This window comes from Streptomyces sp. NPDC048507 (assembly GCF_043199995.1).
Lineage (GTDB): Bacteria > Actinomycetota > Actinomycetes > Streptomycetales > Streptomycetaceae > Streptomyces.
Genome location: NZ_JBICWZ010000025.1, coordinates 1 through 22,873 on the forward strand (window position 1 = coordinate 1; position 22,873 = coordinate 22,873).

25 protein-coding genes and 1 pseudogene are annotated in these 22,873 nt (G+C 72.6%); 18 read left to right on the forward strand and 8 right to left on the reverse strand.

Annotation, left to right across the window (positions count from 1 at the left end; all coding sequences use genetic code 11):
* Nucleotides 1–341 precede the first annotated feature (341 nt).
* Both ACGFXC_RS35035 and ACGFXC_RS35040 read left to right on the forward strand, forming a co-directional pair.
* A pseudogene (locus ACGFXC_RS35035) lies at nt 342–818 on the forward strand (Appr-1-p processing protein).
* Between the two features lie 36 nt (nt 819–854).
* Complete coding sequence (locus ACGFXC_RS35040) at nt 855–1,430, forward strand: GNAT family N-acetyltransferase (RefSeq protein WP_393718959.1); 576 nt, start codon at nt 855–857, stop codon at nt 1,428–1,430.
* Here ACGFXC_RS35040 and ACGFXC_RS35045 read toward each other — a convergent pair.
* From ACGFXC_RS35045 to ACGFXC_RS35065, 5 genes are all read right to left on the reverse strand, one after another.
* The gene (locus ACGFXC_RS35045; RefSeq protein ID WP_393718960.1) at nt 1,417–1,869 is read right to left on the reverse strand and encodes a nitroreductase/quinone reductase family protein; all 453 of its coding nucleotides are present in this window, start codon (nt 1,867–1,869) and stop codon (nt 1,417–1,419) included. The two genes, ACGFXC_RS35040 and ACGFXC_RS35045, sit on opposite strands and share 14 nt — an antisense overlap.
* 227 nt (nt 1,870–2,096) lie before the next feature.
* On the reverse strand, nt 2,097–2,282 hold the full coding sequence (locus ACGFXC_RS35050) for a hypothetical protein (protein ID WP_393718961.1): 186 nt from the start codon (nt 2,280–2,282) through the stop codon (nt 2,097–2,099).
* Nucleotides 2,283–2,352: 70 nt separating this feature from the next.
* Nucleotides 2,353–3,366 (reverse strand): YdcF family protein, encoded by a 1,014-nt coding sequence (locus ACGFXC_RS35055; RefSeq protein WP_393718962.1) that lies wholly within the window; start codon nt 3,364–3,366, stop codon nt 2,353–2,355.
* Nucleotides 3,367–3,371: 5 nt separating this feature from the next.
* Nucleotides 3,372–4,964, reverse strand: a complete 1,593-nt coding sequence (locus tag ACGFXC_RS35060) for an amidohydrolase family protein (protein ID WP_393718963.1) — start codon at nt 4,962–4,964, stop codon at nt 3,372–3,374.
* Nucleotides 4,965–4,966: 2 nt separating this feature from the next.
* Complete coding sequence (locus tag ACGFXC_RS35065) at nt 4,967–6,247, reverse strand: alanine racemase (protein WP_393718964.1); 1,281 nt, start codon at nt 6,245–6,247, stop codon at nt 4,967–4,969.
* A 137-nt stretch (nt 6,248–6,384) separates the two neighbouring features.
* Here ACGFXC_RS35065 and ACGFXC_RS35070 point away from each other — a divergent pair, with 137 nt between their 5' ends.
* Both ACGFXC_RS35070 and ACGFXC_RS35075 read left to right on the forward strand, forming a co-directional pair.
* Complete coding sequence (locus ACGFXC_RS35070; RefSeq protein WP_393718965.1) at nt 6,385–7,236, forward strand: IclR family transcriptional regulator; 852 nt, start codon at nt 6,385–6,387, stop codon at nt 7,234–7,236.
* Nucleotides 7,233–7,643 carry a RidA family protein gene (locus ACGFXC_RS35075; RefSeq protein ID WP_393718966.1) on the forward strand — a complete coding sequence of 137 codons (411 nt, stop codon included), beginning with the start codon at nt 7,233–7,235 and terminating at the stop codon, nt 7,641–7,643. Before ACGFXC_RS35070 ends, ACGFXC_RS35075 begins: the two co-directional genes overlap by 4 nt.
* A gap of 67 nt (nt 7,644–7,710) precedes the next feature.
* On the opposite strand, the gene ACGFXC_RS35080 is transcribed toward ACGFXC_RS35075, so the two are convergent.
* Both ACGFXC_RS35080 and ACGFXC_RS35085 read right to left on the reverse strand, forming a co-directional pair.
* Entirely contained in the window at nt 7,711–9,048 is a 1,338-nt protein-coding gene (locus tag ACGFXC_RS35080; RefSeq protein ID WP_393718967.1) for a M14 family metallopeptidase, read from the reverse strand.
* Nucleotides 9,049–9,173: 125 nt separating this feature from the next.
* Complete coding sequence (locus ACGFXC_RS35085) at nt 9,174–10,871, reverse strand: chitinase (RefSeq protein ID WP_393718968.1); 1,698 nt, start codon at nt 10,869–10,871, stop codon at nt 9,174–9,176.
* A gap of 349 nt (nt 10,872–11,220) precedes the next feature.
* Here ACGFXC_RS35085 and ACGFXC_RS35090 point away from each other — a divergent pair, with 349 nt between their 5' ends.
* The 14 genes from ACGFXC_RS35090 (at nt 11,221) to ACGFXC_RS35155 (ending at nt 22,218) form a co-directional block, all read left to right on the forward strand.
* Nucleotides 11,221–12,126 (forward strand): hypothetical protein, encoded by a 906-nt coding sequence (locus ACGFXC_RS35090; protein WP_393719017.1) that lies wholly within the window; start codon nt 11,221–11,223, stop codon nt 12,124–12,126.
* A 40-nt stretch (nt 12,127–12,166) separates the two neighbouring features.
* Nucleotides 12,167–12,868 carry a Flp pilus assembly protein CpaB gene (gene cpaB, locus ACGFXC_RS35095; protein ID WP_393718969.1) on the forward strand — a complete coding sequence of 234 codons (702 nt, stop codon included), beginning with the start codon at nt 12,167–12,169 and terminating at the stop codon, nt 12,866–12,868.
* Nucleotides 12,869–12,875: 7 nt separating this feature from the next.
* Nucleotides 12,876–14,153 carry a CpaE family protein gene (locus ACGFXC_RS35100; RefSeq protein WP_393718970.1) on the forward strand — a complete coding sequence of 426 codons (1,278 nt, stop codon included), beginning with the start codon at nt 12,876–12,878 and terminating at the stop codon, nt 14,151–14,153.
* A gap of 57 nt (nt 14,154–14,210) precedes the next feature.
* Nucleotides 14,211–14,543, forward strand: coding sequence for a TadE/TadG family type IV pilus assembly protein (locus tag ACGFXC_RS35105; protein ID WP_393718971.1), 333 nt, complete (start codon nt 14,211–14,213; stop codon nt 14,541–14,543).
* 1 nt (nt 14,544) lies between these two features.
* Nucleotides 14,545–14,919: a TadE/TadG family type IV pilus assembly protein gene (locus tag ACGFXC_RS35110; RefSeq protein WP_393718972.1), complete on the forward strand. Its 375-nt coding sequence runs from the start codon at nt 14,545–14,547 to the stop codon at nt 14,917–14,919.
* Nucleotides 14,916–16,262, forward strand: a complete 1,347-nt coding sequence (locus ACGFXC_RS35115; protein ID WP_393718973.1) for a CpaF family protein — start codon at nt 14,916–14,918, stop codon at nt 16,260–16,262. Before ACGFXC_RS35110 ends, ACGFXC_RS35115 begins: the two co-directional genes overlap by 4 nt.
* Nucleotides 16,259–17,197 carry a type II secretion system F family protein gene (locus ACGFXC_RS35120; protein ID WP_393718974.1) on the forward strand — a complete coding sequence of 313 codons (939 nt, stop codon included), beginning with the start codon at nt 16,259–16,261 and terminating at the stop codon, nt 17,195–17,197. Before ACGFXC_RS35115 ends, ACGFXC_RS35120 begins: the two co-directional genes overlap by 4 nt.
* Before the next feature lie 25 nt (nt 17,198–17,222).
* Nucleotides 17,223–18,113: a DUF5936 domain-containing protein gene (locus tag ACGFXC_RS35125; protein WP_393719018.1), complete on the forward strand. Its 891-nt coding sequence runs from the start codon at nt 17,223–17,225 to the stop codon at nt 18,111–18,113.
* A gap of 6 nt (nt 18,114–18,119) precedes the next feature.
* Nucleotides 18,120–19,259, forward strand: a complete 1,140-nt coding sequence (locus ACGFXC_RS35130; RefSeq protein ID WP_393718975.1) for a sensor histidine kinase — start codon at nt 18,120–18,122, stop codon at nt 19,257–19,259.
* Nucleotides 19,259–19,942 (forward strand): response regulator, encoded by a 684-nt coding sequence (locus tag ACGFXC_RS35135; protein ID WP_393718976.1) that lies wholly within the window; start codon nt 19,259–19,261, stop codon nt 19,940–19,942. The genes ACGFXC_RS35130 and ACGFXC_RS35135 overlap by 1 nt, the downstream gene beginning before the upstream one ends.
* Before the next feature lie 110 nt (nt 19,943–20,052).
* The gene (locus tag ACGFXC_RS35140) at nt 20,053–20,298 is read left to right on the forward strand and encodes a hypothetical protein (RefSeq protein ID WP_393718977.1); all 246 of its coding nucleotides are present in this window, start codon (nt 20,053–20,055) and stop codon (nt 20,296–20,298) included.
* Nucleotides 20,298–20,954, forward strand: a complete 657-nt coding sequence (locus tag ACGFXC_RS35145; protein WP_393718978.1) for a pilus assembly protein TadG-related protein — start codon at nt 20,298–20,300, stop codon at nt 20,952–20,954. Before ACGFXC_RS35140 ends, ACGFXC_RS35145 begins: the two co-directional genes overlap by 1 nt.
* A gap of 30 nt (nt 20,955–20,984) precedes the next feature.
* Entirely contained in the window at nt 20,985–21,575 is a 591-nt protein-coding gene (locus ACGFXC_RS35150; RefSeq protein WP_393718979.1) for a hypothetical protein, read from the forward strand.
* A 4-nt stretch (nt 21,576–21,579) separates the two neighbouring features.
* On the forward strand, nt 21,580–22,218 hold the full coding sequence (locus tag ACGFXC_RS35155; RefSeq protein WP_393718980.1) for an OmpA family protein: 639 nt from the start codon (nt 21,580–21,582) through the stop codon (nt 22,216–22,218).
* 17 nt (nt 22,219–22,235) lie between these two features.
* On the opposite strand, the gene ACGFXC_RS35160 is transcribed toward ACGFXC_RS35155, so the two are convergent.
* Entirely contained in the window at nt 22,236–22,826 is a 591-nt protein-coding gene (locus ACGFXC_RS35160; RefSeq protein WP_393718981.1) for a TetR/AcrR family transcriptional regulator, read from the reverse strand.
* Between the last annotated feature and the right edge of the window lie 47 nt (nt 22,827–22,873).

A 22,873-nucleotide genomic window follows, 5' to 3' on the forward strand; every position in this document is an offset into this window, starting at 1 on the left:
GTGTGGTGTCCGGCTCGTCATGTCGCTGTTTCGTGTGGTCTGGCAGGGCCCGGCCCCTCGTCCTCGTCTCTGACGGGCCCGGGCATGATCCGTCCCCCCTGCCGTTTCCCTGGGGGCTTCCCGGCAGTCTTTGGCGTTTCGTGGCGGGACGGCCGGTCAAGGGTGGCCGAAGGCCATCGCGAAGCGACGCGACGAAGGAGCGCCCTTGACGGGCCGGCCCGACGCGGAAGGACAGTGGACTGACGGGCAGCCCCCAGCACCCTCCCGGCCCCGGCCGGGGGGTGCACCGCCCACCCCCGACCCCACCCCCGTTGTCAGTTCCCGGGCCTAGCCTGCCCGGTATGAAGCCGCTCAGGATCATCGCCGGGGACGCCACGAGTCCGCAGGCCGAGGGGCCGAAGCTGATCGCGCACGTATGCAACGACATCGGGGGCTGGGGGAAGGGCTTCGTCGTCGCCGTGTCGCGGCGGTGGCCCGAGCCGGAGGCGGAGTTCCGGGCCTGGCACCGGGGCAGGAGCGGGAACGACTTCGGGCTCGGGGCCGTGCAGGTGGTGCGGGTGCGTCCGGACGTGTGGGTGGCCAACATGGTGGGCCAGCGCGGGATATGCACCGGCAGTGCCGGAGTGCCGATCCGGTACGACGCCGTCGGGCGCTGCCTCGACACCGTGGCCGACCGTGCCGTCGAGCTCGGGGCCAGCGTGCACATGCCGCGCATCGGCTGAGGGCTGGCGGGCGGTACGTGGGCGCGCGTCGAGCCGCTGATCGTCGGCGCGCTCTGTGCCCGGGACGTGGAGGTGACGGTCTACGACCGTGGCTGAGGCCCCCGGCGGATCCGGCGTGGCAGCATCGGGGCCATGCGCTACCGATACGCCGCCGAGGCCGACGCGCCCGCCATGGCGCGCCTGTTCGCCGCCAACCACCACGACGCCCTGACCGAGGCGCAGCGGGCCGCCCAGGGCTTCGTCCAGGGCGGCTTCGGTGCCGAGGCCCTGCGCGGCATGGCGCGGGACGGGGAGCTGCTCGTGGCCGACGCCGGGCAGGGGCGGGTCGCCGGGCTGCTCGCGCTGTCGGTCGCCCGGGACATGGGCGACCCGCCCGCGGCGGTGCTCGGGCTGCTGCGGGCGCAGGACGGCCTGCTGTGGCAGGGGCGGCCGCTGGCCGGGGTGCCGTGGCTGCTGTACGGGCCGGTCGTGGTCGACGCGGAGTTCCGCGGGCACGGGGTGGCCCGGGGCCTGTTCGAGCGGGCGCTCGGCGCGGCGGCGGGGCGGGCCGAACTGCTGGTGGCCTTCATCGAAGCGGGGAACGCGCCCTCGTGGAAGGTGCACGTGGACGCCTTCGGGATGGTCCCGCTCGGGGAGTACGCCGTCGGCGGCCGGACGTACACGGCGGTGGCCACCCCCGCCGTCCCCGCCGGCCCTAGCGCTCGATGATCACCAGCGGGAGCTCCCGCGGCCACGCCGCGGCCTGGTGGTCGTCGAAGAGCGGCCACAGCGCAGTCATCGCCTCCCAGTACGTCTCCCGCTCCGCCGGGGTGGCCGTGCGCGCCCGGGCCGCGAAGACGTCGGCGCCCACCTGGAGGCGGACCTCCGGGTGGGCGGTGAGGTTCAGGTACCAGGCGGGGTGCTGCGGGGCGCCGGAGGCGGCGGCCACGACGAGGTGCAGGCCGACGTCCTCCCCGTAGATCAGGGGGGTGCGCACGGTGCGGCCGGTGGCCCGGTCGAGGGTGGTCAGCAGCAGGGTGGGGACGCCGTGCCACAGGTGCCCGTCGGCGCCGCCGCTGGCCACGTAGGTCCGTACGTGTTCGAGCCGCGGACCGGGGCGCGGGTCCGTGGGGTGGTCCCAGTCGACGGTGACGGCGACGCTGTTCATCTGACCTCTGACCTCCGTGGCGCTGCCCCCGGACGCCTAACGATCCCCCACCGGTTCTGTTCCGGACGTACGCACACGCGGACGCACGCACACGCGGACGCACGCACACACAGACGCACGCACACACGGACGGACGCACGCCCACGCACGCCACGGACCGCGCCCCCGGCCCGCCCCCGGCGCGGTTCCGGGCCGGGGGCGTGGGCAGGGCCCACGGGCGGCCCGCCCTACGGCAGGTACCGCTCGATGACCTGGGGGCCCTCCTCCTCCATCAGCCGGCGCGCCTTCTCGACCCGCTCCGGAGTCGGGTCGTGTCCGGTCGCCATCACCAGGTCCTCGGGGTCGTACGGCCGCTCGCCACCCGTGAAGAGCCGGTCCGAGCGGGTGGGCTGCTGGTCCGCTTCACTGTCCATCGGTACCTCCCTCGGTGCCCCCCAGGCCCCCATCGTCCGGCCCCGGCCCCAAGACCGCACCTCGGCGGCGTCAGCCCGCGGCGAGGGTGGCCGCCGCGCCCAGGGCGACCAGTACTCCGCAGATCCAGAGGTTGACCGTGCGGTGCTCCCAGAACACCGCGACGAACTCGCGCAGGGTGGCGCTCGGCAGGAAGTAGCGGGCCGTCGGCGAGCCCACCACCTGGCCGTTGACCCCGGCCTTGCGGGCCATCATCGCGGCCCGGAACGCGTGGAAGTTGTTGGTGACCACCACGCACCGGTAGCCCGGGTCGGCCGCCTCCATGATCTCCCGCGAGAAGAGCATGTTCTCCTCCGTGGTGGCGGAGCGGTCCTCCAGCACGATGTGGTCCGCCGGGACCCCCGCGGCGATCAGCCAGTCGGCCATCGCCCGGGCCTCGGGGACCTTCTCGTCGGAGCCCTTCCCGCCCGAGGGGAGCAGCAGCGGCGGGCGGGAGCCGCGGGCCAGCTGGGCCGCGTAGATCTCCTGGCCCTTGCGCAGGCGGGAGGCCAGCAGGGGCGGTACCCGCTCGCCGCCGATCAGGCCCGAGCCCAGCATCACCACGTGGTCGACGTCGCCGCGGACCTTGATCCGGCCGTAGAGGAAGGCGTAGCCGAGGAAGCAGAGGAAGAGGAAGGCGACGTACGCGACGACCAGGGTGAGGGTGGCCGCGATGCCGTTCAGGGTGGTGGAGCCGAACCACGGGACCGTGATCAGCAGGGCGGTCATCGCGAAGATGCCCAGGCCCGCGAGGAGGGACAGCAGGTTGGGGGGACGGCTGCCCTCCTTGCGGACCATGGTCACGCCGTTGGCGACGAGGAAGCCGCCGACCGCCAGGACGCAGGCCGTGGGCAGGGTGAGGACGAGCACCAGGACGGACAGGGCCGCCCAGTGCGGGAGCGCCGTCAGCTGGAGGAGCAGGGCGAAGGAGAGGGTGAGGGAGGTCAGGCCGAGCAGTACCGCGTTGCGGAAGCGGCGGCGGTCCTTCCAGGCACTCGCGCACAGGATGAGGAACAGCAGGGCGGGGAGGAGGAAGGCGGCGACCATGCCGTTCATCGTATGGGTCGGGCGGCCGCCGGGGTCCGCCGTACGGAGCGGCCCGCCAGGACGTCCGTGCGGCGGCCGTCGCGGATGACGAAGCGGCCGTCGATCAGTACGTACGGGATGCCGGTGGGCAGGGCGCGCGGGTGCGCGTAGGTGGACCCGGCGGCGACCGTGTCCGGGTCGAACAGGACGAGGTCGGCGCGGTAACCCTCGCGGACCAGGCCCCGGTCCGGCAGGCGCAGCCGGGCCGCCGGGCGGCCGGAGAGGTGGGCCACGCAATCCTCCAGGGAGAGCACGCCCAGCTCGCGGACGTAGCGGCCGAGGTAGTGGGGGAAGGTGCCGTACGCGCGGGGGTGCGGTTTCGCGCCGTGCAGGATGCCGTCCGAGCCGCCGGTGTGGACGCGGTGGCGCATGATCGTGCGGACGTTGTCCTCGTGGCCGACGTGCTGGAGGACGGTCGGGCCGAGCCGGTCCCCGAGCAGCAGCCGCCGGGCGGTGTCCCAGCCGTCGAGGCGGGTGCCGACGTGGTGGGCGTACGCGGCGGAGGTGGTGCCGGACACCTCGATCGAGGACCAGTCCACCGGCACCCCGTGGCAGCCGTCGGCGCCCTCGACCTCCAGGGCGTGGCGGATCCGCCCGGCGGTGGCGTCGTCGCGCAGCCGGGCCAGGACCGCTTCGGGGCCGCCTTCGCCCGCCCAGCTGGGCAGCAGGGCGACGAGGGTGGTGCAGCCCGGGGTGTAGGGGTAGCTGTCGAGGGTGAGGTCGGCGCCGTCGGCCAGGGCGGTGTCGAGGAGGTCCAGGAGCTCGCCGGCCCGGCCCTCGTTCTCGCCGAAGTTCATGGTGGCGTGGGCGAGGTGGAGGGCGCAGCCCGCTTCGCGGGTGAGGGCGAGCATCTCGGCGTAGGCGCCGAGCGCGCCGCGGCCGTACGAGCGGTGGTGGGGGCAGTAGTAGCCGCCGTAGGAGGCCACGACCCGGCACAGTTCGGTGAGTTCGGCCCCGGAGGCGTACATGCCGGGGGTGTAGGTGAGGCCGGAGGACATGCCGACGGCGCCCTGTTCCAGGCCTTCGGCGACGAGCCGGCGCATCCGGTCGAGTTCGGCGGGGGTGGCGGGGCGGTCGTCCCAGCCGAGGGCGAGGGCGCGGACGGTGCCCTGGGGGACGAGGTACGCGGCGTTGACGGCGATGCCCCGGCCGTCGAAGCCGTGGTCGAGCCGGTCGAGGTAGCCGCCGACGGTGTGCCAGTCGAAGTCGACGTCGTCGCCCGGCCCGTTCCAGCCGGCGATGGCGGTGCGCACGCCGGCGAGGGTGGAGGCGTCGGCGGGCGCGTACGAGAGCCCGTCCTGGCCCAGCACTTCGAGGGTCACGCCCTGGGCGGCCTTCGCGCTGTGGTCCGGGTCGCGCAGCAGCGCGAGGTCGCTGTGGGCGTGCATGTCGATGAACCCGGGGGCCAGGACCAGCCCCCGGGCGTCGAGCGTGCGGCGTGCGCCGCCCGGGACCTTGCCGACGGCGGCGATGCGGCCCCGGTGGACGGCGACGTCGGCGGTGCGGGAGGGGCCGCCGGTGCCGTCGGCGACGCGGGCGCCCCGGATGACGAGGTCCACGGCTAGAAGAAGGTGCGGACGTAGTCGGTGACGGTGCCGTCGGCCTGGACGAGCGGGATCAGCGGCCACTTCTCGAAGATGGTGCAGGGGTGGGACATGCCGAGCGCCACCCAGTCGCCGACCTGGACGTCGTCGGCGGAGCCGGTCTCCAGCCAGGCGTGCTGGTCGGAGAGCTTGACGACGCGGACGCCGGTGGCGGGGCGCTGTGCGCCGGTGAGGGCGTCGCGGACGAGTTCGGCCTCGGGCAGCCCGAGATCGTAGGCGATGTCGCGCTTGCCGGCGTTGACGAAGGCCTGGGTGGGGGAGGGGCGGGAGACGACCTGGGTCCACAGCCGGAAGGCGGGGCGCAGGCCGCCCTCCTCGGGGATCCGGTTGAAGGGCGTCAGCGTGCCGTACCAGCCGTGGTCGTGGGAGACGTACGCGCCCGAGCGCAGCAGCTTCAGGACCGGGCGGGACAGTTCGGGGAGGGCGGCGAAGACGTCGGCGACGGCGTCGAACCAGGCGGAGCCGCCCGCGCTGACGACGATCTCCGCCAGGTCGGGGTCGAAGCGGCCCGCCGCGTCGAACTCGGCGGCGAGGGAGGTGAGGCGGCGCAGGTAGGCGTGGACGGTGTCCGGGCCGGCCCCGGGCACCTCGGCCTCGTAGCCGGCGATGCCCGCCAGGCGCAGGGTGGCGGCCCCGGCGACGGCGTCGGCGACGGCGCGGCAGTCCTCGTCGGTGCGGGCCCCGGTGCGGGCGCCTTCGCCGGCGCCGAGTTCGACCACCACGTCCAGGACGGCGCCGCGGCCGCGCAGGGCGGCGTCCATGAGCTCGACGCCGCGCACGGAGTCGACGTAGCAGAGGAAGCGGAAGCCGGGGTCGGCGGCCAGTTCGTCGGCCACCCAGTGCAGGGCGGCGGGGTCGACGAGCTCGTTGGCGAGGAAGATCCGCTGGATTCCGAAGGCGCGGTAGACGCGGGCCTGGTGGGGGACGGCGGCGGTGATGCCCCAGGCGCCGTGTGCCAGCTGGCGCTCGAAGAGCTGGGGGGCCATGCAGGTCTTGCCGTGCGGGGCGAAGGCGAGGTCGTGGCGGCGGGCGTACTCGCCGAGCGCGGTGAGGTTGTGTTCGAGGGCGTCCGCGTCGAGGGTCAGGACAGGGGTGGTGAACCCGCCGGTGTACAGGTCGCGGGCCTGGGCGGCGAGAGCGCCGACGGTGAGGCCGGCGGCCTGGGCGTCCGGGGGGAGCCCCTTGAACCGGTGGTCGACCGGTTCGTCGGCGAGCCGTCGGACTGCGTCGCTGGCCATGCGGGTTCCTCCTCGTGGCGTTGCGTGATGCGCAACACTCGTTGCGGGTGGTGCTCCTGGTGTCTAACATCCCGGATGACGACGGGTCAACGATGCCCGGTTCCGCGCCGCGCGCGGACGAGCGGACGGAGGGCGGCATGAGCCAGTCGGTGGAGCGGGCGCTGCGGATCCTGCCCGTCCTGGCCAACGGCCCGGCGGGCCTGGGCGAGGTGGCCGACGGCCTCGGCGTGCACAAGAGCACGGCCCTGCGCCTGCTGCGGACCCTCCAGGCGCACGGCCTCGCCTTCCGGCAGCCGGACGGCCGCTACCGGCTCGGCGCGGGCCTGTTCGCGCTCGCGGCCGGGGCGCTGGAGAACCTGGACGTCCGCGACGTGGCGCACCCGCACCTGGTCGAGCTGAACCGGGAGACCGGCCACACCGTCCACCTCGCCCTGCACCAGGACGACGAGGTGGTCTACGTGGACAAGGTCGACAGCCGTTACCCGGTCCGCATGTACTCCCGCATCGGCAAGCCCGTGCCGCTGACCGTCGCCGCGGTCGCCAAGCTGCTGCTGGCCGACCTGCCCGAGGCGGACCGGCGCGCCCTGGCCGGGCGGATCGACTACCCCCGCTACACCTCCCGGTCGACTCCGGACGCCGAGGCGTTCCTGCGCGAGCTGGCCCTCGTACGGCAGCAGGGCTGGGCCGCCGATCTGGGCGGGCACGAGGAGGCCCTGAACTGCGTGGGCGCCCCGGTGCGCGGGCCCGGCGGACGGGTGGTCGCCGCGATGTCCGTCTCCGCGCCCGGTGTGGTGATCGGCGCCGGAGAACTGCTCGAACTGCTGCCCCTGGTACGCCGCACTGCCGACATCATCAGCCGGGAGTACTCCGGTACCGAGGCGGACCCGCACCCGGATCCGCACGCAGCAGGACCCGAAGGCGCGAGCCAGCCCGAAGACGCAAGCGACCCCGAAAACGCAGCAGACCCCGAGGACGAGGAACTTCCGTGAGCGAGAAGACCGCCATCACCCCCGACACCCACACCGCGCCGCCCGCGAAGTTCTCGCACGGCGTGCGCAAGGGCAACATCCTCCAGGTAGCCGGCCAGGTCGGCTTCCTTCCGCACGTCGAGGGGCAGGCGCCGACGCCGGCCGGGCCGACGCTGCGCGAGCAGACCCTCCAGACGCTGGAGAACGTCCGCTCCGTCCTGGTGGCGGGGGACGCGGGCTGGGACGACGTGGTGATGATCCGCGTCTACCTGACCGACACCGGCCACTTCGCCGAGATGAACGAGATCTACAACGCCTACTTCGAGGAGCAGGGGATCAAGGAGGCGCCCGCCGCCCGCACCACGGTCTACGTCGGTCTGCCGGCCGGCCTGCTGATCGAGATCGACGCGCTCGCCGTCCTGGGCTGAGCGCGCGGCGGGGGCGCCCCCCTGGCGGTGGGGCGCCCCCCTTCCGCGCGTCACGCGCGGCAGCGGACTACGAGCAGTACTGGGCTTCCTTGCCGATCGAGCGGTACATGCAGTCCGCGTTCTCCAGGAGCTGGAGCACGGCCTCCTTGTTGCGGGCCGTCTCGCGGTCGATCACCTCGTCGGGCGGGTAGAAGCCGCCCCCGCCGCCGGATTCCGACGGGTACATCTCGAAGGTGTAGGCGAAGACCTTCTGGTTGCCCCACAGCCAGTCGTCGATCGTGCCGTCGGTGATGTACAGGTCGCTCGACTGCTCGGGCGTGTAGCCGTTGCTGGCCGCCATGCCGGTGCCGATCTTCTTGTAGGCGGCGAGGTCGTCGGCGGTCATGCCGGGCGCGGTGTCGTTGTAGGTCCAGCCGAAGGGCCACAGGACCAGCTGGCTGTACGTGTGGAAGTCGATGGCGGCCTTGATCTGCTGCTTGCCGCCGACCACGCGGCTGCGCACGAAGTCGGAGACCACCTTGACCTCGGGCGCGGAGGCGGCGGCGGGCCCGCGGTAGGTCTCGGAACTCTTGCTGGAGCTGGAGCCGCCGCAGCAGCCCCACTTGTAGTCCCAGTTCCGGTTGAGGTCGGTGCCGGCGTACGAGGAGCCGCTGTTGGGCTGCCGGTTCTTGCGCCAGGAGCGGTAGGAGCCGGTCGCGATGTCGTACTCGCCGCCGTCCGGGTTGAGGTCCGGCACGATCCAGATCTCGCGGCTGTTGACCATGTTGGTGACGCGGGCCTCGCTGCCGTACTTGGAGCCGAGTTCCTTGAGCAGGTAGAGGGCCATCTCCACCGTGAGGTGCTCACGGGCGTGCTGGTGGGCGGTGAACAGCACCTCGGGCTCGGCCTCGTCGGTGGCGACGTTGTCGCTGATCTTGATGGCGTAGAGGTTGCGGCCCTCGTAGGACTTCCCGATGACCTGCTTGCTCATGATCCCGGGGTACTGGGCGATGCGCTGGTCGATCTCCGCGTTCGCCTCGGCGTAGTTGTGGTACTTCGAGTCCGCGGACGGGAAGTCCATCGGCCGGGCCGCGATCCCGCGCTCGGAGCGGTCCGGCGGGCCGGGCAGGGCGGTCAGGGTGTAGCCGCGCGCCCGCAGGGCCTTGGCCTGCGCGGGGTCGGCGCTGACCACGACCGAGCGGGCGTCCACCTCGTCGATGGACACCCCCGCGCTGAGCAGGGCGGTGCGCTCGGCGGCCGTGGACGGGCCCTGGATCTCGTACTGGACGAGCGCCTCGTCCTGCGTGGCGGTCGAGGGGGCCGGGGGCGGCGCGGCCGTCGCGCTCATGCCGTAGGCGGGTGCGCCGAGCGCGAGTGCCAGCAGGGCCGCCGTGACGGCGGCCCTCCGGCGGTTGTGGAGCCGCATGCGTTCTCCTGGGTGGGAGTGTGGGGGTAGCCGTGCGGACGCGCACAGCGTGCTCTTGTGGCATGTCCTGGTCAAGAACCCGCTGTCGCGCGCAGGACCGAATCAGCCACCCCCACACCTACCGCCTACGGGAGGGCGTGGACCTTGGGACCCACCGCGTTGGACCAGGCGCTACCCGCCTTGGCGTCCCAGTTGGTCGACCAGGTCATCGCGCCGCGCAGCCCCGGGTAGGTCTTCGACGGCTTGAAGGAGCCGCAGCCCGTGCCCCGGGCCAGGCAGTCCAGGGCGTTGTTGACGACCGTCGGGGAGACGTAGCCGCTGCCCGCGCCGCTGGGGGAGGCCGGGACACCGATGCCCACCTGCGAGGGGTCCAGGCCGCCCTCCAGCTGGATGCAGGCCAGCGCGGTCAGGAAGTCCACCGAGCCCTGGGAGTAGACCTTGCCGTCGCAGCCGTTCATCGCGCCGCTGTTGTAGTACTGCATGTTGACCACGGTCAGGATGTCCTTGACCGCCAGCGCCGTCTTGAAGTAGCCGCCCTGCGGGGACTGCATGTCGATCGTCTGCGGAGCCATGGTCAGGACGAAGGAGGGGCCCGCCTTCGCCGCCAGCGCCCGCAGCGCCTGGGTCATGTACGTCGGGTTGAGGCCGTTCTCCAGGTCGATGTCGATGCCGCTGAAGCCGTACTCCTGCATCAGCGCGTACGCGGAGTTCGCCAGGTTGTTCGCGGAGGCGGAGTCGTTCACCGAGATGGTGCCCTTCTCGCCGCCGATGGAGAGGATGACGGACTTGCCGGCCGCCTTCTTCGCCGCGACGTCCGCCTTGAACTGGGCGACGGTGTAGCCGCCGAGACCCGCCGAGTCCAGGTTGAAGGTGATGGCTCCGGGCGTGGCGGTGGCGTCGGCGAAGGAGACCGCGATGATGTCGTACTGGGCCGAGACGTCGGAGATCTTCTGGACGGTCGCGCCGTTGTTGAAGTTCTGCCAGTAGCCGGTCAGGGCGTGCTTGGGCACCGACGGGTTCGGGTCGGGGTTCCCGCCGCCGCCGGTCGTGGTACCGGTGACCGGGGCCGACTTGGGACCCTCGCCCGCCGCGTTGTACGCGCTGACCTGGAAGGAGTACGAGGTGCTCGCGGTCAGGCCGGTGATCTGGGCGGAGGCGCCCGGGACGGTCCGCACGCGCACCCCGTCCTGGTACACGTAGTAGCCGGTGGCCCCGCTGACCGCGTTCCACGAAAGGGTGAGCCCGGTCGCGCTCTGGCCGGAAACGGCGGCCCCGGCGGGGGCGCCCGGCACGCTCGGGCCGGGGTCGGTGCCGCCGCCGCCGTCCGGGCCGAAGACGCTGAACTCGTCGACGAGGTAGGCGGGCTGGCCGTACCACCCGTGGGTCCAGACGGTGACCTGGGTGGTGCTCGGGCCGGTGGTGAAGGTGGTCGACAGCTTCTGCCAGCCGCTGCCGGAGCCGGGGGTCCAGGTGGAGACGTCCTGGGTGCCGGTGCCCGTCGCGCCGAGGTAGACGTAGCTGCCCTGGACCTGGGTGCTCAGCGTGTAGGTGGAATTCGGCTTGACCGTGACGGTCTGGGCGCACTGCGCGTTGTCCGAGCCCGCCGGGGTGGCGCGCAGGGCGCCGGCGCCGGCGTAGACGGGGGAGGAGACGGCGGCGCCGCTGCCCCCGGTACAGGACCAGTTGGCCAGGCCGGACTCGAAGCCGCCGTTGCGGGCGACGTTGATGTCGGCGGCCTGGGCGGTGCCCGCCGCGACGGCGGTCAGGCCGCCCGCGGCGAGGGTGGCGGCGCCCAGCAGGGCGAGGGAGCGTATGCGGTTCACGTGGGCTCCGTGGGGGGAGGAAGGGGGGAAGCGGGACGAGGGGGAGTGGGGGTCCCCGCGACGAAGTGCCGGTGCGGCAAAGTTGGTCCAGACCAATCCTCGTGTCAAGGGTCTTTGCGAAGTGGCTTGAAATGTTCGGGCGTCCAATCCCTGTTGTCCGGGTTTCCGGCCACCTGTGACACGTGCTTCCGGTACGGGAATCACCAAGGCCCTGCCCTGCCAGCGGTGACGCGGATATGGTGCTGGGGCAAGGGGGAAGGGCGTCGATCGTTTGCGGTCGCGCATGTTGTGCGCGTACGTGACGGCCACGCGAACCGGCGCCGCGTACCGGGTGAACGGGGGGATCCGCGTGCCGACCGCCATCGCTGTCACCAGTGCCGACCTGGTGCTGCCCGCCCCCGACCGGCACACCCCCGGCGCCGCCGTCCTGCGGCCGCCCGGCGAGGCCGGCCTGGAGGCCGCGCTCGCCGAGACCACCGCCCTGCTGGAACGCCACGGCCACCTGGTGGCCGTCGTACCGCCCTGGCTGCCCGCCGCCACCGTGCGCCGGCTGCACACCGTACGGGCCATCCTGGAAACCGACCGGATCGCGCTCCTCGACGTCGATCTCCCGCCGCTGGCCACCGCCGTGCTGGTCCGTCAGCTGCGCCAGCTCACCGTCTGCGACTTCAGCCCCGGAGTCATCGCCTCCGCCGCCCGGCTGCTGTCCCACTACATCTACGCGGGCGCCCTGCTGGGCACCGTCGCCAAGCTGGACCGGGTGCCCGTCGGACTGAAGGCCCACGCCCGGTCCTGGTCGCCGGGCGCCCAGTTCGCCGTCCTCGCCCACCCCCAGCCGCACCTGGCGAAGCTCGGCTCCGGCTCCGGCTCCGGCTCGGCAGCGGCCGGGGGGCAGGGGGTCCTGCCGCCGGGACCCGGCTTCGCCACGCACCTGACCTTCGCGCGCGGAACGCTCTCCTCCGACTGGGTGGCCGCCGAACTGGCCCCCGCCTGGCAGGTGCAGGGCGTCATGGAGAACCCGCTGCCCGCCGACTCGGCCCACTGGTGGGCGACCCCGAAGCTCGTCGAGTTCGCCGCCGCGATCCCGGACGTCTCCGTCCTCCACCAGCTGGTGGCCTCCGTGCGCCGCGAGGAGTGCCGCTGGTGCGGCCTGGAGCTCATCGGCGACCGCTGCGGGTTCTGCGCCGCCCCGCTGGCCGCGCCCCCGCCAAAGGACTCCGCCCGCACCGGCACCCGTACCCGCTCCAGATCCTGACCGGCCCGAACGAACGAAGAACGGCGAGGTAGTACGGCTCATGAACTCACGCCAGCGCCGCGGCGTCATCCTGCTCCTGCTGTCGGTCCTGTGCGCCCTCGCGGCCTTCGCCGGGGTCCTCGTGGTGATCGGCGACGTCAACTCCAAGGTCGGGGCCGAGGTCGTCGCCTACCGGGTCAAGGGCGACATCGCCCCGTACAGCCCGCTCACGGCGGGCCAGTTCGAACAGGTCAAGGTCCCCAAGCGGTGGCTCTCCGACACCGCCGTCAGCGACCTCGGCGCCCTCCAGGGGAAGATCGCGCTCACCACCCTCAAGCGCGGCTCGCTGCTCCAGAGCGACATGTACGTCGACCAGCCCAGGCTCCAGCCCGGCGAGCAGGAGATCGCCATCATGATCGATGCGGCGACGGGCGTGGCCGGCAAGATCACCTCCGGCGCCAAGGTCAACATCCTCGCCACCTTCAAGGGCGCCAAGGACACCGATCCCGACCGCTCGGTCATCATCGTCTCCAACGCCCGTGTCCTGAACGTCGGCAAGCTCACCCCGCTCGACAAGGACAGCGACAAGAAGGGACCCGCCGAGGCGGTCCCGATCACCTTCGCCCTGAACACCAAGGACACCCAGCGCGTCGCGTACGCCGAGTCCTTCGCCGAGCACGTGCGGCTGGCCCTGGTGGCCCCCGGCACCGACTCGGCCCCCGGCCCGGGCGAGCGCACGTACACCCTCGACGGGGACAAGTGAGGCCCGGATGACCACCCGAATCCTCCCCGCGGCCGGCGACCCGGACGCCGCCCGCTCCATCGTGGCGCTGCTCAGCCAGCTCCCGGACGCCGAGCCCGCCGCTCCCGTCCCCGATTCCACCGCCCTGCTCGACACCCTGGGCCGGCTCGCCGCCGACTCCCTCGACGAGCTCCCCGAGGTGGTCCTCGTCCACGAGCGGATCGGCCCCGTCCCCGCCCTGGAGCTGGTCCGCGAAGTCGCCCTGCGCTTCCCCGCGGTGGGCGTGGTGCTGATCTCCTCCGATGCCGGTCCCGCCCTGTTCTCCGCCGCCATGGACTCCGGGGCGCGCGGCCTGATCGGGCTGCCGCTGGGCTACGAGGAGCTCGCCGCCCGCGTCCAGGCCGCCGCCCAGTGGTCCGCGGGCGTACGCCGCCACCTGGGCCGCGGCCCCGAGGTGCCGGCCGGCCCGGGCGGCCGGGTGGTCACCGTCACCGGGGCCAAGGGGGGCGTCGGGGCCACCTTCACCGCCGTCCAGTTCGCGCTGGCCGCCGCGGCGGCGGGCCGGCGCACGGCCCTGGTGGACCTCGACCTCCAGGCCGGGGACGTGGGCTCGTACCTCGACGTGCAGTTCCGGCGCTCCATCGCCGACCTCGCCGGCATCCAGGACATCTCCCCGCGCGTCCTGCAGGACGCCGTATACGAGGACCGCACGGGCCTGGCCCTGCTGCTGGCCCCGGCGGAGGGCGAACGGGGCGAGGAGGTCGACGAGCGGGCCGCCCGGCACGTCATCGGCGCCCTGCGCGCCCGCTACGAAATCGTCGTCATCGACTGCGGCACCCAGGTGACGGGCGCCAACGCCACCGCCGTGGAGCTCGCCGACGTGGCCGTCATGGTCACCACCCCGGACGTGGTCTGCGTACGGGCGGCCAAGCGGATGGTCCGGATGTGGGAACGCCTCCAGGTGCGCAAGGCCGAGGACACCACGATGGTCGTCAACCGCTGGAGCAAGCACACCGAGATCCAGCCCTCCCTCATCGAGAAGATCACCAAGACCCGCCCCACGCGCACCCCGGTCCCCGCCGCCTTCAAGGAACTCCAGGCGGTCGTGGACGCGGGCCGGGTACAGGACCTCGACAACCGCTCGACGGTGAAGCAGGCCCTGTGGACCCTGGCCGCGGAACTCGGCCTGCTCGCCGCCCCCGGCGACGCGACGGCCCCGGCCCCGGCGCCCGCCGCGGGCGGCTCGGCCCTGGCGGTCCGCGCGGCCGGCCCGGTGGCCCGGCTGCGGCGCGGCCGGGAGGGCTGAGCGGTGGCGGCCGGGCGGCCGGACCGGGGGCGGGGCCGGGGGCGGGACCGGGGTCAGGTGGCCGTCGAGTTCGTCGGCATGGTCCCGCTGATCCTGCTGCTCGTCGCGGCGGTCTGGGAGTGCGTCCTGATCGGCTACGCGTTCTCCCTGGCGGGCAACGCGGCCGACGAGGGAGCCCGGGCGGGGGCGGTGCACGGTGACGCCGACTCCTGCGCGGCGGCGGCCGCCGAGCACATCGGGGGCGCCTGGGGCCTGGAGACGGACTGCGGCCGCTCCGGCGACCTCTACAAGGCGACCGTGAAGCTCAAGATCCCGGTCCTCTACCCCGGCCTGAACTTCGGCGAGATCACCGGCACCGGTGGCGCGGCCATGGAGAAGGAGGCGCGGTGACATGGGACGTCGACGGTACGCCCGCTCTGACCGGGGCCAAGTGGCCCTGGAGTACATCGGCTTCATCCCCATCCTGCTGTTCGTCGCGCTCTGCGGGATCCAGCTGGGCTGGATCGCGTACGTCCACGAACAGGCGGACACCGCGGCGCGCACGGCGGCCCGGGTGGAGGCCCAGCACCGCGGCCGGGGCGAGGCCGCCGGTCACGCCGCCATTCGCGAGGGCCTCGCGGCGACCGTCTCCGTCCCGGGCGGCGGGGACGCCATCACCGCGACGGTGACCATACCGATCAGATCGATCATCCCCGGGCTGTCGGTCGAACCGGCCAGGGCGACCGCCGTCATGCCCAACACCGACCTGGACGGAGCCCGACCATGAGCCTGCGTTCCCGGGTCAACACCCCCGACGACCGCCGCGGCCCCCGCGAGGACGGCCGTCTCGTCTCCTCGTACCGGGCCAAGCTCCTGGAGGAGATCGACCTCGCCGAGATGTCCGCGCTCGCGCCCGCCGAGCGCCGCGCGCGCCTGGAGCGCGTGCTCGGGCACATCATCAGCCGCGAGGGCCCGGTCCTGTCGACCGCCGAGCGCGCCCAGCTGATCCGCCGGGTCGTCGACGAGGCGCTCGGACTCGGCGTGCTCGAACCGCTCCTCGAAGACGCCTCCATCTCCGAGATCATGGTCAACGGCCCGGACCAGATCTTCGTCGAGCGCTCCGGACGGGTGGAACAGCTACCGCTGCGCTTCGCCTCGCACGAGCAGCTGATGCAGACCATCGAGCGCATCGTCTCCACCGTCAACCGCCGCGTGGACGAGGCCAACCCGATGGTCGACGCGCGGCTGCCCAGCGGCGAACGCGTCAACGTCATCATCCCGCCGCTCTCCCTGACCGGCGCGACCCTCACCATCCGCCGCTTCCCGCGCGCCTTCACCCTGCCCGAGATGATCGCCCTCGGCTCCCTCGACGAGCAGATGCTCCTGCTGCTGTCCGGGCTGGTCCAGGCGAAGATGAACGTCATCGTGTCCGGGGCCACCGGCACCGGCAAGACCACCCTCCTCAACGCCCTCTCCGGGCTGATCCCGGAGGGCGAACGCATCATCACCATCGAGGACTCCGCCGAGCTCCAGCTCCAGCAGGCGCACGTGATCCGCCTCGAATCCCGCCCGGCGAACGTCGAGGGCAAGGGCCAGATCACCATCCGCGACCTCGTACGCAACTCCCTGCGCATGCGGCCCGACCGCATCATCGTCGGCGAGGTCCGCGGCGGCGAGACCCTCGACATGCTCCAGGCGATGTCCACCGGCCACGACGGCTCCCTGGCCACCGTGCACGCCAACAGCTCCGCCGACGCCCTGACCCGGCTGCAGACCCTCGCCTCCATGTCCGAGGTGGAGATCCCCTTCGAGGCGCTCCAGGACCAGATCAACAGCGCCGTCAACGTCATCGTGCAGCTCACCCGCTTCGGCGACGGCTCGCGCCGCATCACGGAGATCTCCATCCTCGAATCCCACGGCCGCGAGCCCTTCCGCATCACCACCGTCTGCCGCTTCGTCGCCCAGCCCATGGGGCCCGACGGGCGCGTCCACGGCTACTTCGGGTACGCCCCGCTGCCGCGCCGGGTCGCCGAGCGCCTGTACATGACCAGCCAGCCGATCCCCCAGGCCTTCGGCGTGGCCCCGCCCGACGACCTCCTCGACCCGCTGACCTCCCGGACCGTCCTGTGACCAACCTCGTCCTCCTCACCCTCGGCGCGACCCTGCTCGCCGGGCTGTTCACGGCCCTCGGGGTGCACGCGTACGCGGCGGGGCTCGCGCAGCGCGCCGCGCTCATCGAACGCCTCTCCGCGACCGGCGAACCCCCTCCGGCCGGGCGCAGGCGCCGCTTCCGGGGTGTGGACCGCCGGCTGCGCAGCACCGCGGTGGGGCGCCGCATCGAACTGAAACTGGCCACCACGGGACTCGACCTGACCCCCGGCGAGTTCCTGGTCTACATGCTGATGGCGGTCGCCGGGACCTGGCTGGTCTGCGCCTCCCTGCTGGCCCCCTTCTTCGGGCCGGTGGCCGGACTGACCGGCCTCTGGGCCGCCAACGCCTTCCTGAACTGGCAGCGGGCCCGGCGCACCGAGCGGTTCATCAACCAGCTCCCCGAACTCGCCCGCATCCTGGCCAACGCCACCCAGGCCGGCCTCGCCCTGCGCACCGCCATCGGCATGGCGGCCGAGGAACTGGAGGCCCCGGCCGGCGAGGAACTGGCCCGGGTCGCGGACCGGCTCGCCGTCGGCCACTCCATCGAGGAGGCCCTCGGCGAGATCGTGGAGCGGCTCCCGTCCCGCGAGCTGGTCGTCCTCGTCTCGACCCTCGTCCTCTCCGCCCGCGCGGGCGGCGCCATCGTGGGCAGCCTGCGCAACCTCACCGTCACCCTGGAACAGCGCAAGGAGACCCGCCGCGAGATCCGCACGCAGCTCTCGCAGGTGACGGTGACGGCGTACCTGGTGCCCGTCATCGGGCTGGGCTCGCTGCTGCTGGTGAACGCGATGATGCCGGGCGCGCTGGACCGCATGACCGGGGCGTTCGTGGGGCAGGTGGCGGTGATCGTGTCGCTGGGGCTGTTCGCGCTGGGGTTCGTCCTCATCCGCCGGCTCTCGAAGATCGACGTGTGAGGGGGGCGACGAGATGACCGCGTACCTGCCCTTCCTCCTCGCGCTGGCCGTGGCGCTGTCCGTCTTCGGTGTCCTGCACGGCGTCCGCCTCTACCGGGCGGACGTCAAACTCCCCACCGACCTGGCCCTGGCCCTGGAGGTCGGTGCCACCCGCACCACCGCCGTCGGTTCCGTCGTGGACCGGCTCGGCATCCGTTGGGCGCCGCTCGTCCTGCGCCTGATGGGCCCCAAGCAGGTCGCCCGCAAACGCCGCCAGATCGACATGGCGGGCAACCCGGCCGGCCTGACCATCGACCGCTACGCCGCCCGGCGCGCGGTGTACGGGTTCCTGGGCGGGCTCGGGGCCCTGGCGATGCTGATGAACGGCAGGCTCGTCTTCGCCCTGCTCATGGTCGCCTTCGGGCTGTTCTGGATCGAGTTCGGCCTGTGGTCGGCGATCCGGGTGCGCCGGGACCACATCGAACGCACGCTCCCGGACTTCCTCGACGTCCTGGCGGTCGTGGTGAGCGCCGGCCTCGGCTTCCGGCAGGCGCTGGAGCGGGTGGCCGACAAGTACGAGGGCCCCTGGTCGGACGAGGTCCGCATCACCCTGCAGCAGATGGACATGGGCGTCAGCCGCCGCCAGGCCTTCGACGAGCTGCGCAGGCGCAACGACTCCGAGCAGGTCGCCCAGTTCGTCACCGCCCTCCAGCAGGGCGAGGAGCTGGGCTCACCGATCGTGGACACCCTGATCGCCATCGCCGAGGACATGCGCCGCACCGACGCCCAGAACGCCCGCCGCCGCGCGGCCCGGGCCGTCCCGAAGGCCACCTTCGCGGTCACCATGTTCATGCTCCCCGGCACCCTGATCCTGCTCGTCTGCGGCTTCGTCTACGGAGCGGACGTCGACTTCGGCGCCCTGCTGGGAGGTGGGTGAGCCGCCATGACCGCCCCGCGCTTACCGGCGCCGCGCCCGACCCCGGCGCGGGACCCGGCTCCCCCCGTCCCCTCCCTCGCGGTCCAGGCGAGCGCCCTGCAGTCGCTGTGCCGCCACGTCATGGCCTTCCGGCTGGTGATGATCGGGCTCGGCGCACCGTTCTCCCTGGGCCGGACCGCGCCCGGGGGGCCCACGTACCTGGTGTCCGGCGCGCTGCTGGCCACCTTCATGCTGTCCTACGCCCTCTTCCGCGACTGGGAGCGCTTCGGGCCGCTGCTGCTGCGCCACCGCTGGCTGCTGGCGGTGGACATGACCCTGAGCGGGCTGCTCCTGGTCGTGGCCACGGCTACCTCCCCCGTCGGCCTGGTCTGCCTGTGCACCCCGCTGCTGGCCGGACTGGTCTACGGATGGCGCGGCTCGGCGGTGTACGCGGCCGCGCAGGCGGTGGCGGTGGCCGCGCTCGGCGGCGGCTTCGTGCTGTGCCTGCTGTGCGTGGTGGCGGGGGCGGCCGGATCCGGGCTGCGGGAACTGCTGTTGCGTTTCGGTGCGGCCGTACGGAGCCTGGCGGCGGCGGAAGCGGTGCGGGCCGAGCGGGAGCGGCTGGCCCGGGAGATGCACGACTCGGTGTCCAAGACCCTGCACGGGCTGGCGCTGGCCGCCGAGGCCCTCGCCCGGATGCCCGACCCGGCGGCGGTCCGCGGCCAGGCGGCACTGCTGGCGGACGCGGCCCGGCGGGCGTCGGCGGAGTCCCGGGCCCTGCTGACGGAGCTGCGCGTGCCCGCCGCCTCCCTGCTGCCGGGCCTGCGCGCCCTGGACGTGGAGCTGCGCACGACGGGCGAGCCCCCGCCGCTGGCGCCCTCGGTGACCCACCACCTGCTGTCCATCGCCGGGGAGGCGGTGGAGAACGCCCGTCGGCACGCGGCCGGCTCGCGGGTGGCGGTGTCGGTGTGCGCCGCCGCGCGCTCGCTGACCCTCACGGTCGAGGACGACGGGGCCGGCCTGCCCCCTGAACTGCCGCCGGACCGCTTCGGGCTGCTCGGCATGCGGGAGCGCGCGGCCGCGATCGGCGCCGAGCTGCGCCTCGGCCCCCGCCCGGGCCACCCGGGCACCCGGGTCAGCCTCACCCTGCCGCTGGGGGGTCCGTGATGCCGGTCCGCGTCCTGATCGCCGACGACAACCCGGTCGTCCGGGCGGGCCTTGCCACCCTGCTCTCCACCACGGCCGACCTCGCGGTCGTCGCGGAAGCCCGGGACGGCCGCGAAGCCCTCCACCTGACCCGGCTCCACACCCCGGACGTGATCCTGCTGGACGTCCGCATGCCGGGCGTCGACGGCATCTCGGCGCTCCCGCACCTGGTGCGGCTGGCCCCGGTGCTGATGCTGACGTACAGCGCGGAGGCGGGCACCATCCGCGAGGCGCTCCTGCTGGGCGCGGGCGGCTACCTCGTCCACGGCGAATTCACCCCGGACGACCTGCTGCGCGCGGTCCGCGACACCCACGCCGGCCGGGCCCACTTCACCCCGACCGCGGCGAACGCCCTCCTCACGGAGCTCCGGTCCTCTTCGCAACAGCAACGTTCTGTGGCACAGTCTACGGAGCGGGTGCACAACTCCGTTGTCTTCGGGTTGAGTTCGCGGGAGGTGGAGATCATGGATCTGATCGCGTCCGGCATGAGCAACCAGCAGATCGCGGCCGCCTGCTTCATCAGCGAGAAGACGGTCAAGAACCACATCAACCGCATCTTCGCGAAGCTGCACAGCACCACCCGCAGCGAGGCGATAGCCCGCTGGCTGGGAACAGCCCGTCCAGGAGTGACCGGCCATGGGTAGACGCAGAGCGCAATGGGTCCGTATTTGGGCCCCGGGACCCTTGGTGACGACCGGTGACGCGGCGTACCGTCCGCAAATCAACAGCGGCACCAGCCCTGGAGGGAACCCCCATGTCGCAGAACAGGCTGCTGAAGGCGTCCGTGGAAGCGAAGCTCCGCCTGAACGACTGGACGGACACCACGGTGACCCGACTCCGCAAGCGCCACGCCAACCCCGACCGGGGCCAGACCGCGTTCGAGTACCTGGGCATCATCCTGGTGGTCGTGGTGATCATCGGAGCGATCGTCGGTTCGGGTATCGGTACCGAGATCACCAGCAAGATCAAGAAGGCTGTGCAGGACATCAAAGCCGGCTAGTGGCGGCGTTCCGCAGGTATGACGGCAGCAGAGGGCAGGCCTTCCCGCTCTACATCGTGGTGGTGGCGGGCCTGCTCTTCGCCGCGCTCGCGTTCTTCGTCGTCGGCCAGGCCTCCGTCACGCGGAGCGATGCGCAGGGTGCCGCGGATGCGGCGGCACTGGCAGCGGCCAGGGAGGCCGTGGACGGAGGTCTGGCCGGTCTGGACCTGGGCGCCCTCGAGCCGGCTGACTGGGAACGGCTCCTGTCGGGCGACCTGCTCACCGGAGTCGGCGCCTGTGCTGCCGCAGTTGACTTCGCAGCGCGGAACGAGGCCCGGGCCACCTGCGAATCGTCCCTTCCGCGTTTCGACGTCAGGGCGGAGACGAACCGCACCGTGGGCGACTCCGTGATTCCCGGAACGAACGACATGCACGGCGAGGCTCGCGCCGCGTCGGTCGTCGAGCCGCTGTGCACCCTGGGGTCGGCGCCGCTTCCCACCGCGACGCCACAGCCCTCGTCCACCGCCAGTGCTTCACCCGGCCCGACCACCCCGCCGACGCCGGCGCGGGTCACGTTCCAGTGCAAGCGCGGAAAGTCCGTGGAAATCGATCCGTTGCACCCAGGATCCCTGCGCACGCTGGCGCGGGCCCTGTTTACCGTGCGACTGGTCAAGTGAGACCGAACGAGAGACAAGGAAGCGGCTTACATGAGCAATCGGCACGCGGTGAAGGTCCGCGGGGGAGCGGCGGCGACGATCGCGGCGGTCCTGGCCCTCGCGTTGGCCGGCTGTGGGGGCGAAGACGGGAAGCCGAAGGCGAACGGAGCTCAGAGCGCGTCATCGGCACAGTCCCAGGGCGGCCCGTCCGGCGCGACCCCGTCCGCCGGCGGGAGCTCCGCCCCGCAGCAGATCCTTGCGTCGGTGAATGGTGAGAGCGGGGTGACGCTGGTCATCAACGCCATGCAGCGCGACCCCGGCGGCTACCTCACGGTCAACGGCCAGATCAAGAACGGCGGCAGCGAAAGCTACGTGGGCACGTCGGCCTGGCGAGGGATCGAGTTGAAGGGGAGCGGCGAGTCCGTCGCGGGCGCGACCCTGGTCGACAAAGCAGGCAAGAAGCGTTACTACGTACTTCGGGACACGGAGTCCAGGTGCCTGTGCACGACGGGAATCTCCAGCCTCGCCCCCGGACAGACCGTGCCCTTCTTCGCACAGTTCCCCGCCCCGCCCACCTCCACGACGGAGGTGGAGTTCAGCCTCCCCACCTTCGCCACGGCAACCGTCAAGATCTCCGGGTGACGCCATGACCACACGCCACCGCGCAGCCGCCGCCACCGCCGTCTCGGCACTGATCATGGCCGGGGCACATCTGATCGGTGCGACCGTCGCGCATGCGGACGACACTCCTACCGCCCCACCCGGTACCGAGCCGTCCGCGTCCGCGCCCGTGCCCATCGACTCCGCCTCGCCCGGACTGAAGATCCCGCAGGGCGGGACCCTCGCTCCCGTCAAGGTGCTCGACATCGCCGAGGTCGTCGAGGACCTCGGCGGGGAGCAGCGGCGGCAGGAGACGAACCAGACCGTCATGATGGCGCTGCAGTCCGAGGTGCTGTTCCCCGAGAACAGCGCCGTCTTCAACGCGCAGGCCGCCGCCCGGATCCAGGCCATCGGGCAGGAGATCAACACCCAGAAGGCCACCCGCGTCCGCGTCTTCGGCTTCACCGACGACCAGGGCAGCTACGAGCACGGCAAGGAGCTCAGCAAGCAGCGCGCCGACGCGGTGCAGGCGGAGCTCGCCAAGACCGTGACCGCCGCCGGCGTCACCTACGACGTGCGCGGCTACAGCGAGGACTACCCGATCGCGGACAACGGCACCGAGGAGGGCCGCAAGAAGAACCGCCGGGTCGAGATCACCTTCCCCCGCGGCACCGCCGGAGGCTAGGCCGCCGGCCCGCGTTCCTACGGGGCCTGGTGGGCCCGGGTGATGAGGTCCGTGGCGACCTCCAGGGCGGCCTGGCGGGTCTCCTCCGGGTCGCCCTCGACGTGCTGGAGGAACATCATCCCCGCGTGCAGCGTGAACAGGGCGCTCACGCAGCGCACCTGGTCGGTGAGCGGGCCCTCCTCCGTGCGCAGCAGCTCCACCAGCGTGAAGAGCCGCTTCTTGACCGTCTCGCCGATGCTCAGCTCCCGCATCGTCGCCTGGTTCTCCTGCATGAAGCGGTACAGGCGCCCGCCCGCCGCCATCGCCTCGCTGTAACGGCGCAGCACCTCGCGCTTGGTCTCCAGCGTCCGGGGCTGGGCCTGCGCCCACTCGATCAGCTCGTCGATCGGCCGCGTCGAGTCCTCGAAGACGCTGATGATGATGTCTTCCTTGGTCTTGAAGTGGTAGTAGAGCGCCGCCTTCGTGACGTCCAGCCGTTCGGCGATCTCGCGCAGGGAGGTCTTCTCGTACCCCTGCTCGGCGAAGAGCTCCAGAGCGACTTCCTGGATGCGCTGGCGCGTGTTCCCGCGCCTGGCCTGCGGACCGCTTCCGCTGGAGCTGCTGGACATGACTCTCCCCACAAAGACTTACTTGACGCCCGGCTAGTGACGGGGCT

Bases quoted from the DNA above. Each gene is read 5' to 3' on its own strand.
- ACGFXC_RS35160 (WP_393718981.1), bottom strand. From the start codon at position 22,826: ATGTCCAGCAGCTCCAGCGGAAGCGGTCCGCAGGCCAGGCGCGGGAAC.
- ACGFXC_RS35040 (WP_393718959.1), top strand. From the start codon at position 855: ATGCGCTACCGATACGCCGCCGAGGCCGACGCGCCCGCCATGGCGCGC.
- ACGFXC_RS35140 (WP_393718977.1), top strand. From the start codon at position 20,053: ATGTCGCAGAACAGGCTGCTGAAGGCGTCCGTGGAAGCGAAGCTCCGC.
- cpaB (WP_393718969.1), top strand. From the start codon at position 12,167: ATGAACTCACGCCAGCGCCGCGGCGTCATCCTGCTCCTGCTGTCGGTC.
- ACGFXC_RS35050 (WP_393718961.1), bottom strand. From the start codon at position 2,282: ATGGACAGTGAAGCGGACCAGCAGCCCACCCGCTCGGACCGGCTCTTC.
- ACGFXC_RS35100 (WP_393718970.1), top strand. From the start codon at position 12,876: ATGACCACCCGAATCCTCCCCGCGGCCGGCGACCCGGACGCCGCCCGC.
- ACGFXC_RS35115 (WP_393718973.1), top strand. From the start codon at position 14,916: ATGAGCCTGCGTTCCCGGGTCAACACCCCCGACGACCGCCGCGGCCCC.
- ACGFXC_RS35155 (WP_393718980.1), top strand. From the start codon at position 21,580: ATGACCACACGCCACCGCGCAGCCGCCGCCACCGCCGTCTCGGCACTG.
- ACGFXC_RS35110 (WP_393718972.1), top strand. From the start codon at position 14,545: ATGGGACGTCGACGGTACGCCCGCTCTGACCGGGGCCAAGTGGCCCTG.
- ACGFXC_RS35080 (WP_393718967.1), bottom strand. From the start codon at position 9,048: ATGCGGCTCCACAACCGCCGGAGGGCCGCCGTCACGGCGGCCCTGCTG.
- ACGFXC_RS35045 (WP_393718960.1), bottom strand. From the start codon at position 1,869: ATGAACAGCGTCGCCGTCACCGTCGACTGGGACCACCCCACGGACCCG.
- ACGFXC_RS35130 (WP_393718975.1), top strand. From the start codon at position 18,120: ATGACCGCCCCGCGCTTACCGGCGCCGCGCCCGACCCCGGCGCGGGAC.
- ACGFXC_RS35070 (WP_393718965.1), top strand. From the start codon at position 6,385: ATGAGCCAGTCGGTGGAGCGGGCGCTGCGGATCCTGCCCGTCCTGGCC.
- ACGFXC_RS35055 (WP_393718962.1), bottom strand. From the start codon at position 3,366: ATGGTCGCCGCCTTCCTCCTCCCCGCCCTGCTGTTCCTCATCCTGTGC.
- ACGFXC_RS35065 (WP_393718964.1), bottom strand. From the start codon at position 6,247: ATGGCCAGCGACGCAGTCCGACGGCTCGCCGACGAACCGGTCGACCAC.
- ACGFXC_RS35135 (WP_393718976.1), top strand. From the start codon at position 19,259: ATGCCGGTCCGCGTCCTGATCGCCGACGACAACCCGGTCGTCCGGGCG.
- ACGFXC_RS35150 (WP_393718979.1), top strand. From the start codon at position 20,985: ATGAGCAATCGGCACGCGGTGAAGGTCCGCGGGGGAGCGGCGGCGACG.